This window comes from Niallia sp. Sow4_A1, from assembly GCF_052116745.1.
GTDB classification, from domain to species: domain Bacteria; phylum Bacillota; class Bacilli; order Bacillales; family Cytobacillaceae; genus Niallia; species Niallia hominis.
In genome coordinates this window covers 95,602-109,225 of the sequence record NZ_JBQKKM010000006.1, presented here as the reverse complement: position 1 = coordinate 109,225, position 13,624 = coordinate 95,602, and the positions used below count along the sequence as shown (strand labels likewise).

Annotated in this window: 11 protein-coding genes and 1 other annotated feature; of the genes, 10 read left to right on the top strand and 1 reads right to left on the bottom strand. The window is 35.1% G+C overall.

Translation table 11 applies throughout. The features are described from left to right. Positions 1-50 precede the first annotated feature (50 nt). A complete protein-coding gene (locus tag ACTQ5K_RS05375) occupies positions 51-1,577 on the bottom strand; it encodes an N-acetylmuramoyl-L-alanine amidase (RefSeq protein WP_349204618.1) in 1,527 nt (508 codons plus the stop codon). A gap of 213 nt (positions 1,578-1,790) precedes the next feature. On the opposite strand from ACTQ5K_RS05375, the gene ACTQ5K_RS05370 reads away from it, so the two are divergent. The 10 genes from ACTQ5K_RS05370 to ACTQ5K_RS05325 all read left to right on the top strand — a co-directional run bounded on the left by ACTQ5K_RS05370 (position 1,791) and on the right by ACTQ5K_RS05325 (position 13,472). After that, the gene (locus tag ACTQ5K_RS05370) at positions 1,791-1,970 is read left to right on the top strand and encodes a hypothetical protein (protein ID WP_031540607.1); all 180 of its coding nucleotides are present in this window, start codon (positions 1,791-1,793) and stop codon (positions 1,968-1,970) included. A gap of 82 nt (positions 1,971-2,052) precedes the next feature. Continuing rightward, positions 2,053-2,289 (top strand) — a binding site (T-box leader). Between the two features lie 96 nt (positions 2,290-2,385). After that, a complete protein-coding gene (gene hisS / locus ACTQ5K_RS05365) occupies positions 2,386-3,660 on the top strand; it encodes a histidine--tRNA ligase (RefSeq protein ID WP_031540606.1) in 1,275 nt (424 codons plus the stop codon). A 113-nt stretch (positions 3,661-3,773) separates the two neighbouring features. Beyond that, positions 3,774-5,543, top strand: a complete 1,770-nt coding sequence (gene aspS / locus ACTQ5K_RS05360) for an aspartate--tRNA ligase (RefSeq protein WP_031540605.1) — start codon at positions 3,774-3,776, stop codon at positions 5,541-5,543. Between the two features lie 368 nt (positions 5,544-5,911). After that, a complete protein-coding gene (locus tag ACTQ5K_RS05355; protein WP_441130432.1) occupies positions 5,912-6,679 on the top strand; it encodes a tRNA threonylcarbamoyladenosine dehydratase in 768 nt (255 codons plus the stop codon). A 253-nt stretch (positions 6,680-6,932) separates the two neighbouring features. Beyond that, on the top strand, positions 6,933-7,847 hold the full coding sequence (locus ACTQ5K_RS05350) for an ABC transporter ATP-binding protein (RefSeq protein WP_031540603.1): 915 nt from the start codon (positions 6,933-6,935) through the stop codon (positions 7,845-7,847). A 2-nt stretch (positions 7,848-7,849) separates the two neighbouring features. Beyond that, positions 7,850-8,803 (top strand): ABC transporter permease, encoded by a 954-nt coding sequence (locus tag ACTQ5K_RS05345; protein ID WP_441993773.1) that lies wholly within the window; start codon positions 7,850-7,852, stop codon positions 8,801-8,803. A 97-nt stretch (positions 8,804-8,900) separates the two neighbouring features. Continuing rightward, positions 8,901-10,184 (top strand): replication-associated recombination protein A, encoded by a 1,284-nt coding sequence (locus ACTQ5K_RS05340; protein WP_441993772.1) that lies wholly within the window; start codon positions 8,901-8,903, stop codon positions 10,182-10,184. Between the two features lie 145 nt (positions 10,185-10,329). Further along, the gene (gene menC / locus ACTQ5K_RS05335) at positions 10,330-11,451 is read left to right on the top strand and encodes an o-succinylbenzoate synthase (RefSeq protein WP_441993771.1); all 1,122 of its coding nucleotides are present in this window, start codon (positions 10,330-10,332) and stop codon (positions 11,449-11,451) included. A gap of 22 nt (positions 11,452-11,473) precedes the next feature. Continuing rightward, positions 11,474-12,262: a GNAT family N-acetyltransferase gene (locus ACTQ5K_RS05330; protein ID WP_035416896.1), complete on the top strand. Its 789-nt coding sequence runs from the start codon at positions 11,474-11,476 to the stop codon at positions 12,260-12,262. A 67-nt stretch (positions 12,263-12,329) separates the two neighbouring features. Continuing rightward, positions 12,330-13,472 carry a M20 peptidase aminoacylase family protein gene (locus ACTQ5K_RS05325; protein WP_349204609.1) on the top strand — a complete coding sequence of 381 codons (1,143 nt, stop codon included), beginning with the start codon at positions 12,330-12,332 and terminating at the stop codon, positions 13,470-13,472. The last annotated feature ends 152 nt before the right edge of the window (positions 13,473-13,624 follow it).

Genomic DNA, 13,624 nt, shown 5'->3' with positions numbered 1-13,624 from the left:
CCCTTTGAAAGTTCTTTTTTGCTTATGTTAAGTTTTTTCCTTTTCATAACTTAATAACTAAAATAATTCTCCAAACCATGATAAATAGCCGTAGAAATGGTTTCTTGATATTTGCTAGAAAGCATAGTTTGTTCCTCAGCAGGATTACTTAAATAGCCTAATTCTAATAGAGATGCTGCTTGTCTATTTTGCTTTAGAACAACATACTCATTTTTTCTAACACCTCTGTCCTTTCGATTTGTTGCATCAATAATACTTTTATGTAAGCTAGTAGCAAGTTTTTTCTGATTAGATGTATAGTAATAGCTAGTGACACCATTAACAGAGCTATCATTAATACTATCATAATGAAGGCTGATAAAAGCATCGGCATGATAGAAATGACTAATATCGACCCTGCTTTGCAGTGATATAAATATATCATCTTTTCTGGTAAGGATTACGTTTGCGCCAGAAGCTTCTAGTTTATTGGCAAGCAATTTAGCTGTACGAAGATTTAAATCCTTTTCTAATGTACCTATTACCCCAATTGTGCCGCTATCTTTTCCTCCATGACCAGGGTCTAAAACAATGGTCTTTCCTTTTAAATCAGTAGAATTTCCTTCATTAGCATCTTCGCTTTCTGTTGCGATGTCTTCTACAATCCATTCTGCAATATATCCGAATTCACCGTTTGAAAGCTTAATTTTATACCAATCATCCAGTACTTCTACGGTTTGAAAGGTTGCACCGCTATCTGCAATAAGTAAAACCTTTGAATTTACGGTTGCATCACTTCTAATATTTGTTCTGTCATAAAGAAGCTTAATCGTTTTATCTGTTTTTTGTCCTTTTCTGCTTTCGATATCACCACTTTCTAACAGGTCTTTATGTACCCAGCCAATATTACCAGAGTATTGAATTTTTGCCCATTCCGTTTCTTCTTCTATAATGGTAATTACAGTGTCTATACTGATTTTGCCAATGATATCAGCGTTTGTAGATGGATTACTGCGAAGATTAACTTGATCCTCTATAACAGTCGCTGATTGCAGATTAGAATCTTCCGTCTCCTCAATTGTACTTGATTGGCTTTCGGACTTTCCAAATTGAAGATAATCATTATGTACCCAGCCAGATCCTAAACTTGTTTTGATTTGATACCAATCTCCACTAGTGGAAAGAACAGTAACCTCAATCCCTTTTCCTAAAGTTGTAATGACTTGGTAATTCGTACCAGGTCCTTTTCGTAAGCGGAGACCATTTTCTGTGATGGTCGCTTTCGTTGAAATAGAAGTGGACTGTTCCGTTTCTATTGTTCCATTATCAGTGTTCTGACCATTTTTTGTTACTAAATAAGCAGCAACCCATCCAGTAGAACTAGAAGTATATTGAATTTCTATCCAATCCTTTTCTTCTTTTAATAAGGGATACGCTTTTCCTATCTCCATTTTTCCAATTACGGTTTGATCAAGCCCGGGATTTTCTCTAACATTTACCACCGTATTCGCTTGAACGGTTAATTGATTTTCTGCTGATACAAGTTGATGTGTAGGAATGAAGAAGATGCTGACTAAAAGGAATAGCATCCATTTCATATTCTTCAAACAAGCTGCACTCCTTCCATAAATCGTCTAATGATGACTAGAATAAATTTGCACTTAAATAGGATTCTTCATTTAGAATATAGATTCCTTTAAGATATTCTTCTTTTTTCTAATCAAATTTAGACAAGAAACTTATTTTTGATGATATTTTTTAGCTACTCATGGTAATACTATAAAAAAATAACAGAAAAAAGGGTGAAATGCATGAGATTTGGCGAAAAAAGTTTATCAGTTAGTGAAATTGATTCCAAATTACTAGGTGTAGATTTTCACGATTTCATAAAAAGAGAAGGAAATTCTTCTAATGCAGTTGAACTTGCATCTGAATTTGGTCTTTCATTAGGTGAAGTAAAAAAACTAAAGAAACAATTAGGGAAATTATAAACTGTAGGAAAATCATGTTTGTACCCTATTGACAATATAATCGTTCCTATTTATTATTAATGAGATAATAATAAATAATCTAGTAAAGCCATTGATCGAGAAAAGTATCTATGAAACACATGAACAGAGAGGAAATGTCCATTAGGCTGCAAGCATTTCTACATGATGCCATAGAGAAAGAACACTCTGGGAGGCTTTCTTCTGAAAATATTTTGCTTCATAAAGTAGGTAGAAACGTGAGCAGGCGTTAACTGCAAAGTGGAAGATTTAAGAAAATCTTCAATTAGGGTGGTACCACGGGAAAAATCTCGTCCCTTGTATTCAGATGGATGCAAGGGACGAGATTTTTTTATTTGAAATTATACGAATACAGCGCAGACATAGGCGCTTTTTAATAGCAGGGAGGATACATAAAATGCATATTAATATTCCAAGAGGAACCCAAGATATTTTGCCAGGTACTGTAGAAAAGTGGCAATATGTTGAAGAAAAAATTAAACAGCTTTGTGATCGATATCAATACAGTGAAATCCGTACTCCTATATTTGAACATACAGAGTTATTTTTACGAAGCGTTGGGGACACAACAGATATTGTTACAAAGGAAATGTATACGTTTGAGGATCGAGGAAAAAGAAGCCTAACATTAAGACCTGAAGGAACAGCAGCGGTTGTTCGTTCATTTGTTGAGAATAAAATGCATGGATATGCTTCCCAGCCAATTAAGCTTTTTTATTTAGGACAAATGTTCCGTTATGAAAGACCACAAGCTGGACGCTTTCGTCAATTTGTTCAATTTGGTGTGGAGGCAATTGGAAGTAAAGATCCTGCAATTGACGCAGAAGTTATAGCACTTGCTTTTTCCGTTTATCAAACAATGGGGTTATCGAAGCTAAAAGTTGTTGTTAACAGCTTAGGTGATAAAGAAAGCAGACAAGCTCATCGTGAAGCATTAATGGCCCACTTTAAACCGAGCATTGAGGAATTCTGTCATGATTGTCAAACAAGATTAGAAAAAAACCCAATGAGAATCTTAGATTGCAAAAAAGATCATACCCATCCGTTAATGCAATCTGCTCCTTCGATATTAGATTATTTAAATGAAGAATCAAAGGCATATTTTGAAAAAGTGCAAAAATATTTAGCAGCTTTAAATATTCCTTTTGTAGTAGATTCAAACCTTGTAAGAGGTCTAGACTATTACAACCATACTGCTTTTGAAATAATGAGTGAAGCAGAAGGATTCGGGGCGATTACTACGTTATGTGGTGGCGGCAGATACAATGGCTTAACACAAGAGCTAGGCGGTCCAGAAGCTCCTGGTATTGGCTTTGCAATGAGCTTAGAAAGACTACTTGCAGCCCTTGAAGCTGAAAAAATTAAATTACCTATTGAAAAGAAAGTGGATTGCTATTTAGTTTCATTAGGTGAAGAAGCAATGGATTATACGGTAGGATTAGTAAATGAGCTTAGACAAGCTGGCTTCTCTGCTGAAAGAGATTATCTTGACAGGAAAGTAAAAGCTCAATTTAAAGCTGCTGATCGTCTCCATGCTAAATATGTAGCTGTTTTAGGAGAAAATGAACTACAAAACAACAAAATTAACTTAAAGCAGTTAGAAACAGGAAAACAAAAGGAAATAGATTTAACGGAGCTTGTAAATGCATTAAAGGATTTTGAAGCATTTTAAGCATATCTTAGGGCTGTTTTCAATGGAAAACAGTTAAAAATAAAACATATGAATGACTCAGTAGGAATATTAAAAAGGGCATATACAATTGTTGACAATAGGGAGGATACTTCATGTTTGGAAGAACATATTTTTGTGGAGAAGTAACAGAAAAATCGATTGGTGAAAGTATTGTTTTAAAGGGTTGGGTACAAAAGAGACGAGACCTTGGCGGACTAATATTTATTGATTTACGTGATCGTACTGGTATAGTACAGGTAGTGTTTAATCCAGAAATTAATAAAGCTGCAATCGAAATCGCTGATAAGGTAAGAAATGAATTTGTTCTTGATATAAAAGGTAAAGTAGTTGCACGTCAAGAAGGTACAGTCAATGAAAACATTCAAACAGGAAAAATCGAAATAATTGCAGATGAAATTAAAATCATAAATGAAGCGAAAACTCCTCCTTTTGTTATTTCTGATCAAACAGATGTTGCAGAAGATGTACGCTTAAAATATCGTTATTTAGATGTTAGAAGACCTGTTATGTTTGAAACATTGAAAATGCGTCATCAAGTAACAAAAGTGATGAGAGATTATCTTGATAGTGAAGGATTCCTAGATATCGAAACACCAATTTTAACGAAAAGCACGCCTGAAGGGGCAAGGGATTATTTGGTACCAAGCCGTGTGCATCCAGGTGAATTTTACGCACTACCTCAGTCACCGCAAATTTTCAAGCAATTATTAATGGTTGGTGGCGTAGAGAGATACTATCAAATCGCTCGTTGTTTCCGCGATGAAGACCTTCGTGCAGATCGACAACCGGAATTTACACAGCTTGATATCGAAACAAGCTTTATGAGTCAAGAGGACATCATGAGCATGATGGAAAAAATGATGGCAAAAATCATGAAAGAAGTAAAAGGAATAGACGTTCCTTTACCAATGCCAAGAATGCCATATGATGAAGCAATGAGTAGATATGGATCAGACAAACCAGATACTCGTTTCGAAATGGAATTAGTAGATCTTTCTGAAATTGTAAAAGACTCAAGCTTTAAGGTTTTTGCTTCAGCAGTTGAAACAGGTGGCCAAGTAAAGGCAATTAATGTAAAAAATGCTGGCAGTAAGTATTCTCGTAAAGATATTGATGCATTAACAGAGTTTGTAAAAGTATATGGAGCAAAAGGTCTTGCTTGGTTAAAAGTAGAAGAAGATGGATTAAAAGGACCTATCTCTAAGTTTATTTCCGAAACAGAGCAAAAAGGATTAGAGCAAGCTTTATCAATAGAAGCTGGTGACCTATTATTATTCGTTGCTGATAAAAAGAACGTTGTTGCCGATGCATTAGGAGCGTTACGTTTAAAATTAGCGAAAGAGCTAGATTTAATTGATCAGAGCAAGTTTAACTTCCTTTGGGTTACAGATTGGCCATTATTTGAATATGACGAAGAAGAAGGCCGTTTTTATGCAGCACATCATCCATTTACAATGCCCCAAAGAACTGATTTAGAATTGCTGGAGACGAATCCTAAAGCGGTGAAAGCACAAGCATATGATATTGTGCTGAATGGCTATGAGCTTGGGGGAGGCTCCTTGCGTATATTTGAAAAAGACATTCAAGAGAAAATGTTTAGCTTATTAGGATTTACGAAGGAAGAGGCGTATGCACAATTCGGTTTCTTGTTAGAAGCTTTTGAATATGGCACACCACCACATGGCGGAATTGCAATCGGATTAGATCGCTTAATTATGTTGTTATCTGGTCGCACCAATCTTCGTGATACAATTGCATTCCCTAAAACAGCGAGTGCGAGCTGTCTTATGACAAATGCTCCAAGTGAAGTAAGTGAAAATCAATTAACTGATTTACATTTACAGTTAAAACTAGATAAATAATCGGAAGAAAGATACTGAGACAAAAGTATTCCAAATATAAACCCAAACAATTATGCGAAGATAATGCTTCATATAATTGTTTGGGTTTTTTATGAATGTTGAAAAAGACGGTTGTGGTAATTAACCGCAGACTGAATGATATATTTTGTTCCATTGCTGTTTTAAGAAAACGCTCATTATTAACAGCTATCATAAAAGGAGAGTAATAAAATTTAATTCTTATCGGGAACAAGGAAAGGGTAGTGGTAGCTGATAAAAATTTATGATATATTTCATAAGTAATAATTTATTCTTTCTGAATGAAAGTTCCTGATAAGGGAATATGTAAACATAATTGCTTAGGAAAAATTAAATGGAGTTGAAAACGAATGTTACACCAATTTTCGAGAAATGAGTTAGCAATTGGGAAAGAAGGGCTAGAGACGATGAAAAACAGCACTGTAGCTGTTCTAGGAATCGGGGGTGTAGGTTCATTTGCTGCAGAAGCGTTAGCTCGTTCAGGCGTAGGAAGATTAATCTTAATTGATAAAGATGATGTAGATATTACGAATGTCAACAGACAGGTAATTGCATTATTATCCACTGTTGGTCGTCCTAAAGTAGATATTATGAAAGAACGTATCGCAGATATTAACCCAGACTGTGAAGTAATTGCGTTGAAAATGTTCTATACAGAAGAAACGTATGAAGAAATTTTTGCATATGGCTTGGATTTTGTAATGGATGCTTCCGATACAATCTCTTATAAAATACATTTAATGAAAGAATGTTTACAAAGAAATATCCCAATTATTTCAAGTATGGGAGCTGCAAATAAAATGGATCCAACTCGTTTCCAAATTGCAGATATCAGTAAAACACATACAGATCCAATTGCAAAAGTTATTCGTACAAGACTTCGCAAAGAAGGGATTAGAAAAGGGATTAATGTTGTTTTCTCAGATGAAAGTCCTATTGTCATTCGCGAAGATGTACGTAAAGTGGTAGGGAAAGATAATGCGCCGATTCGTAAGGCAAAAATGCCACCTTCATCAAATGCGTTTGTCCCTTCTGTAGCTGGTTTAATTATGGCAAGTCATGTTGTTAAAGAGCTATTAACGGATATAAAAATTACACGTGTTAAGGATGAAAAATAAACTTTTATTTTGGCCATTCTTTAAATAATAGTTAAAATTAAAAAAGGATGATCTCATAAACAATAGAGGTCATCCTTTTTGTTTTAATAGAGAAACTGTCCATTAGCAATGAACATAGCCTATTGTATCAGTGTGATCCAAATAGTAAACTAATACAATGAGTTAGATTCCAAGTTTTCTTTAATAAGGCTAATAAAAAATAGATAGTTGAGTGATGAAGAAAATATAAAATAACGAAAGGTAGGTAGTGATATTGTCTTCCGTTGTAGAACTAAAAAATGTTTCTAAAGTAATAAAGGGTAGAAAAATAATTGATTCTTTAAGTTTCCAGGTAGAAGCGGGAGAAGTATTTGGCTTTCTTGGTCCAAATGGTGCAGGTAAAACGACAACAATACGTATGATTGTTGGATTAATAAATATGAGTGATGGAGATATTTATATTTGTAACGAGAGTGTCCGTGATCAATTTGAGGAAGCAATAAAGCATGTAGGAGCAATTGTAGAGAATCCAGAGATGTATAAATTTTTAAGTGGGTATGAGAATCTCATACATTATGCAAGAATGATGAAGGGGATATCTAAAGAGAAAATAATGGAAACTGTTGAATTAGTTGGATTAACAGATCGAATCCATGACAAAGTGCGTACATATTCACTCGGAATGAGACAACGATTAGGTCTTGCTCAAAGCCTCTTGCATGATCCGAAGGTATTGATTTTAGATGAACCAACAAATGGTTTAGACCCAGCCGGGATACGAGAAATTAGGGATCATTTAAGAATGCTAGCAAGAGAAAGAAATATGGCAGTAATTGTTTCAAGCCACTTATTATCTGAAATGGAAATGATGTGTGACCGAATTGGCATAATTCAAGATGGGCGACTAGTTGATGTACAATTAGTCAAGGACTTTGTTGCCGTTGAGCAAGTGTTTGAAATAGAGCTAAATCCTATTGATGAAGCGATAAATCACTTACAAGAAATTTCATCTGATGTGCTATGTATTAAAAGGGGACAAGGAATTCTAATTACTGTATCGAAGGAAAAAATACCAGAAATAATTAAAACCCTTGTCATACACAATATTGATATTTTTGGAATAAGAGAAGTTTCAAAAACATTAGAGGATCGATTCTTGGAATTGACTAATCAAAAGGAGGGAGAATAATTTTGATTCAGTTAATAAGGAATGAATGGATGAAAATTTGGAAACGTCCAGCAACACTAGTGATGATTGGTATCTTATTACTTGCTGTTCTACTATTTGGAGCATTTAATAAATATCAATCTAGCGGATTTTCTGTTCCAGATAATGAAAACTGGAAGCATGGTCTTGAATTGGAAAATAAACGCTACCAAGAAATGCTTGAGGATGAACATCTTCCAACCGAAATGAGAGAATATTATACAAAGGAAATGACGATAAATGAGTATCGAATAAAGCATGATTATAGTACAAATGTAGAGTATTCTGCATGGGATTTTGTTTCTGATTGTATCCAGTTAATTAGTATCGCCGGTTTATTTATGATTATTATAGCTGCTGGAATAGTCGCAAATGAGTTTAATTGGGGGACAGTAAAGCTTCTGCTTATCCGACCTTTGAACAGATCGAAGATATTACTATCCAAATATTTAACGGTATTGCTATTCGGTTTGTTATCCATACTTGTCGTGTTTGCCTTTTCGTTTATTCTAGGAGCTATTTTATTTGGTCTTCCAGATGATGCATATCCGTATTTACATTACAATAATGGGATAGTGAAGGAACAAAGCATGCTCCTTCATTTAATTAGTTTTTATGGGCTAAATTCAATTAGTCTCCTTATGCTTACTACGATGGCGTTTATGATATCGTCAGTTTTCCGGAACAGTTCTCTTGCAATCGGTATTTCCATTTTCTTAATGTTTATGGGGAGTACAGTAACCGTATTGTTAGCCAATTGGTTTGATTGGGCTAAATTTTTATTATTTGCTAATACAGATTTGACACAGTATTTTGAAGGAACACCATTGGTAAGCGGCATGACGTTGACTTTCTCCATTACTATGCTATCCGTTTACTTTATTGTGTTCATTGGTTTAGCCTTTTGGGTATTTAAGAAGAGAGATGTGGCAGCATAATTTTTTGAATGAAGGTTCTTTTGACTTTCATTCTTTTTTCTTCTATTCTTCTTTTACGATATAATAAATGAAAGAAGTTAAACAAGAAGGTGTATAAATGAACGGGGAACCACTTGCATATCGAATGCGCCCTACTAATCTTGATGAAGTAGTTGGTCAAAAAGAAATTATTGGTAAAACAACAAGTTTATATAAAATGATTAAAAATGGACATGTTCCATCTATGCTTCTATATGGTGAACCTGGAATTGGCAAAACCTCGATTGCTTTTGCCATTGCTGGTACAACAAAGCTTCCCTTTATTGCCCTAAATGCGACTACATCAGGAAAAAAGGATGTAGAAGCTGTAGTGGATGAAGCAAGATTAACAGGTAAAGTCATTCTTTTTTTAGATGAAATTCATCGTTTTAATAAAGCCCAGCAGGATTATTTATTACCCCATGTAGAAAGAGGGGATATTGTTCTAATAGGTGCAACAACAGAAAATCCCTTTCATGATGTGAACCCTGCGATCAGAAGCAGATGTGGTCAAATTAAACAGTTAAAAAGATTAACAGATAGCGATATAGAAGAATTATTGCATCGAGCTTTAAAAGAGGAAAGAGGTCTAGGAAATCTTTCCATTCAAATTAGGGAGGAGCAAATTAAGCGAATATCAAAAGGTACAAATGGGGATGCAAGAAAATCATTAACTCTTCTAGAGTCTATTGTCTATTCATCAGATAAAGAGGACGGCATTTTTACTATCAAGGATGAAACAATTGACCAAATGATAGAAAAGGTTGGCGTTTTTGGCGATAAAAAAGGTTCGCATTTCTATAACCTTTTATCTAGTCTTCAAAAAAGCATCCGTGGTAGTGATGTCGACGCAGCCCTTTACTATCTGGCCCATTTACTTGAAACAGGAGATTTGGTGGCAGTAAATAGAAGATTACTCGTAATTGCCTTTGAAGATATTGGCCTTGCGAAAACATCTGTCGGGAATAATGTATTAGCGGCTGTAACAGCGAGTGAAAGATTAGGGCTTCCAGAAGCGCGAATTCCTCTATCTGTAGCAGTGGTTGAGATGTGTTTATCTTCTAAATCCAATGCTGCCTATAAAGCATTAGATGCAGCAATAGCAGATGTCCGCAGTGGCAGAGTTGGAGATATTCCCATGCATTTAAGAGATGGACATTATGAAGGAAGCAAAAAGCTAGGACATGTTGGCTATATTTACCCACATGACCATCCCATTGGAACATTTGGTGGTTGGGTCGATCAAGAATATTTACCAGAGAAGCTCAAAGGAACACAGTATTATCATCCAACAGAAGCAGGAGAAGAGAAGAAACTTGGCGCAATTTATGAAAAATTAGCTGGTTTTAAAAAGGATAGATAAGATTTTCTATCCTTTTTTGACTTGTCTGAAATGTTAACGTCCTTTTTACTAGAAAAAATTTCGAAAATCGAATGAAAAAGTGTACACAAAATTCAAATAACTATTAAAATAGAAGAAAGAGAATAGAAGAGAAGGACGTGAAAAGGTGAAAATCGATAAAATAGAAGTTCAACATGTAAAAATGCCATTGGTGAGTCCCTTTGAGACAAGCTTTGGGAAACTCTTAGAGAAGGACTTTCTCATTATAAAAATATTTAGTGGCGAGCACATTGGGTATGGGGAGTCTGTTGCTTTGCCAGATCCAACCTATAGTGAAGAAACAACAGGAACTGTATCCTATATGCTAGATGCATTTCTAATTCCACTATTGTTAAATGAGGAAATTAATCATCCAGATGATGTTACTAAAAGATTTGCGCCTATTAGACGAAATAATATGGCAAAAGCAGCATTAGAAGGAGCTGTGTGGGATTTATATAGTAAGAAAAAGGGGATTTCTCTTTCAAAAGCACTGGGTGGAGTAAGCTCATCCATTGCTGTAGGAGTAAGTATAGGTATCGAAGAGACGACAGACAAGCTCCTATCAAAAGTGGATCGATTCCTATCGGAAGGCTATAAAAAGATCAAAGTAAAAATTAAGCCAGGATATGACTTAGAGCCATTGACTAAAATTCGGGAAACATTTGGCTACGATATTCCTTTAATGGCTGATGCTAACTCTGCATATACGCTAGCAGATATTGAGCGACTGAAAGAAATGGATCCACTTAAATTAATGATGATTGAACAGCCGTTAGCCTATGATGATATTATTGATCATTCGATATTACAGAGTGAGCTTGCAACCCCTATATGTTTAGATGAAAGTATTCATTCGGTAGAAGATGCACGCAAAGCGATTGAACTAGGAAGCTGTAGAATTATTAACATTAAAATTGGTCGCGTTGGGGGACTGACAGAAGCCAAAAAAATACATGATTTATGTGAAAAACATAGCATTCCAGTTTGGTGTGGAGGGATGCTGGAAGGTGGAATTGGAAGAGCCCACAATATTGCCATTACAACCCTACCTTCTTTCACAATCGCTGGAGACACATCTGCATCTAATCGATATTGGAAAGAAGATATTATTTTTCCAGAGGTTACTTTGTCTAGGCCAGGAGAGATTGATGTTCCGACTGGTGATGGTATTGGTTTTAAGTTGAATAAGGAAGTCATTAATAAATACTTGTTAACTACGAAAGTTTATGAAAGTAAAACCGTATGAGAGATTGGGAGGGAAATGATGGATGCATCCCTATATAATAAGAGAGGTCACCGATAAAAAAGACATACAAAAGGTCGTAGAATTTCAAGATGACATTTGGAACAAAAAGAATACAACGCCTTATCCATTTTTAGTCGCTTCTCTTCATAACGGCGGAATCATCATTGGAGTGTTTTTGAAGGAAGAATTAGTTGGCTTTTGTTATGGGTTTCCTGGATTTTATCAAAATGAAGCCTATCTAGTGTCACATATGATGGCTGTTAAGCAACAAATTCGAGATGGTGGATTAGGCTATAAGATGAAAGTAAAGCAAAAAGAACTAGCATTAAGACAGGGATACAAAAAAATCATATGGACTTTTGATCCATTAGAATCAAGGAATGCCTATCTTAATATTGCAAAACTTGGCGGGATAGTAAAAACCTATTATCCTAATCATTACGGAATAATGAATGATGAATTAAATGGTGGCTTACCTTCTGACAGATTTGTATTAGAATGGGATCTTAAAAAAAGTTCTGTTGATTATGTTCCACTAGAAGAGCAAATTCAATCTTGTGTTTCATGGAAGATGGTTGAAGATATACCTAGCCCCTCCTCGTTAGAAACAATTTCTGAACAAGTTGATTATTATAAGATTCCTGTTCCAAACAATATACATATGATAAAAGAAAGAAACTTTATGATAGCAGAAAAGTGGCGTTTCATACTAAGAGATGCATTTATGCTTCTGTTTAAAAAGGGGTATAAGGTGAAATCATTTCAAACAACAAATAAGTTAGTGAACTATTATATTGTTAGCTCTGTTTAACAAAAAAACTTTCATAATTAAGGAATCAATAATAATTGTGTAGTGGAATAACAATAGGAGGGTGAAAATGCGGGAAGAAATAGACCATTGGGTAGACCAACAAAGAGAGAATATATTGGGAATGTATCACTATCTTCATGAAAATGCTGAAATAAGTTGGGAAGAAATAGAAACCACAAAATTTATAAAGGGTGAATTAGAGAAGCTATCGATTCCTTATGAAATATTTGATGATCAGACAGGAATAGTAGGTTCTTTTGGGGATGGAAACGGACCTGTCATAGGTCTTCGCGCAGATATGGATGCTTTATGGCAGCAAGTGAACGGAGAATGGAAAGCAAATCATTCCTGTGGTCATGATGCACACACGACTATTTTAATTTTTACATTAAAGTGTTTAAAGGCATTAGGCGTAGAATCAACAGCTAGCATTAAATGCTTTTTTCAGCCAGCAGAAGAGACTGGTGGTGGCGCGATTTCTTTTATCAATAAAGGACTTTTAGAAGATGTGGATTATTTATTAGGGCTACATGTACGACCAATTCAGGAAATGAGATTTGGCGAATGCTCTCCAGCTATTTATCATGGAGCAGCAGCAAGCATTATAGGGAAAATTTATGGAATGCAGGCACATGCAGCAAGACCTCATTTAGGAATAAATGTGATTGATAGCCTAACAGCAATTAATTTAGCTATTCGTTCCATCCCGTTAAATCCGGTTATTCCGGCATCGGCAAAATTAACATTTGCTCAAGCGGGAGGAAAGAATTTTAATATTATTCCAGATTATGCGGAGTTTGGACTAGATGTTCGAGCACAAACAAATGAGGCAATGGAAGAACTTATTGCTAAACTAGAAAGCCAAATAAGATTAGCTGGAGAAGTAAATGGTGCAAAGGTGGAATTAGAATTATTATCAGAAATGCCTGCAGCAAACCCTAATAAATGGATGGAAGGGATAGTAGCTAAGAGCATTAAAGAGATCCTTGGCGAGAAAGGGTTAGTTAAACCACCGGTGACACCTGGTGGGGAAGATTTTCATTATTATTCGAAAGCAAATAGCCATCTTCAAACAACAATGATTGGCTTAGGAACTGATTTAGAGCCAGGTCTCCATCATCCAGACATGCATTTTCAGTTAAATAGCTTGCTTCATGGAATAAAAATTATGGTTTTATCAGCAATTAGGATAATGGAAGAAAAACAATAACCGTTAAGAATTTCTTCTTTTTCAGAGAAGAAATTCTTTCTTTTTCCATGGATGAGTAGATGCCATAACTAAAAATAATAGTAAAGCAGGTTAAATAGAAATACAATAATCCGCTGATTAGATAGAAACGGAAAAAATATGATACCCTATTG

Coding starts and splice junctions, on each gene's coding strand:
- ACTQ5K_RS05355 (WP_441130432.1), top strand. CDS start 5,912: ATGTTACACCAATTTTCGAGAAATGAGTTAGCAATTGGGAAAGAAGGG.
- ACTQ5K_RS05375 (WP_349204618.1), bottom strand. CDS start 1,577: ATGAAATGGATGCTATTCCTTTTAGTCAGCATCTTCTTCATTCCTACA.
- hisS (WP_031540606.1), top strand. CDS start 2,386: ATGCATATTAATATTCCAAGAGGAACCCAAGATATTTTGCCAGGTACT.
- ACTQ5K_RS05370 (WP_031540607.1), top strand. CDS start 1,791: ATGAGATTTGGCGAAAAAAGTTTATCAGTTAGTGAAATTGATTCCAAA.
- ACTQ5K_RS05330 (WP_035416896.1), top strand. CDS start 11,474: ATGCATCCCTATATAATAAGAGAGGTCACCGATAAAAAAGACATACAA.
- aspS (WP_031540605.1), top strand. CDS start 3,774: ATGTTTGGAAGAACATATTTTTGTGGAGAAGTAACAGAAAAATCGATT.
- ACTQ5K_RS05325 (WP_349204609.1), top strand. CDS start 12,330: ATGCGGGAAGAAATAGACCATTGGGTAGACCAACAAAGAGAGAATATA.
- ACTQ5K_RS05340 (WP_441993772.1), top strand. CDS start 8,901: ATGAACGGGGAACCACTTGCATATCGAATGCGCCCTACTAATCTTGAT.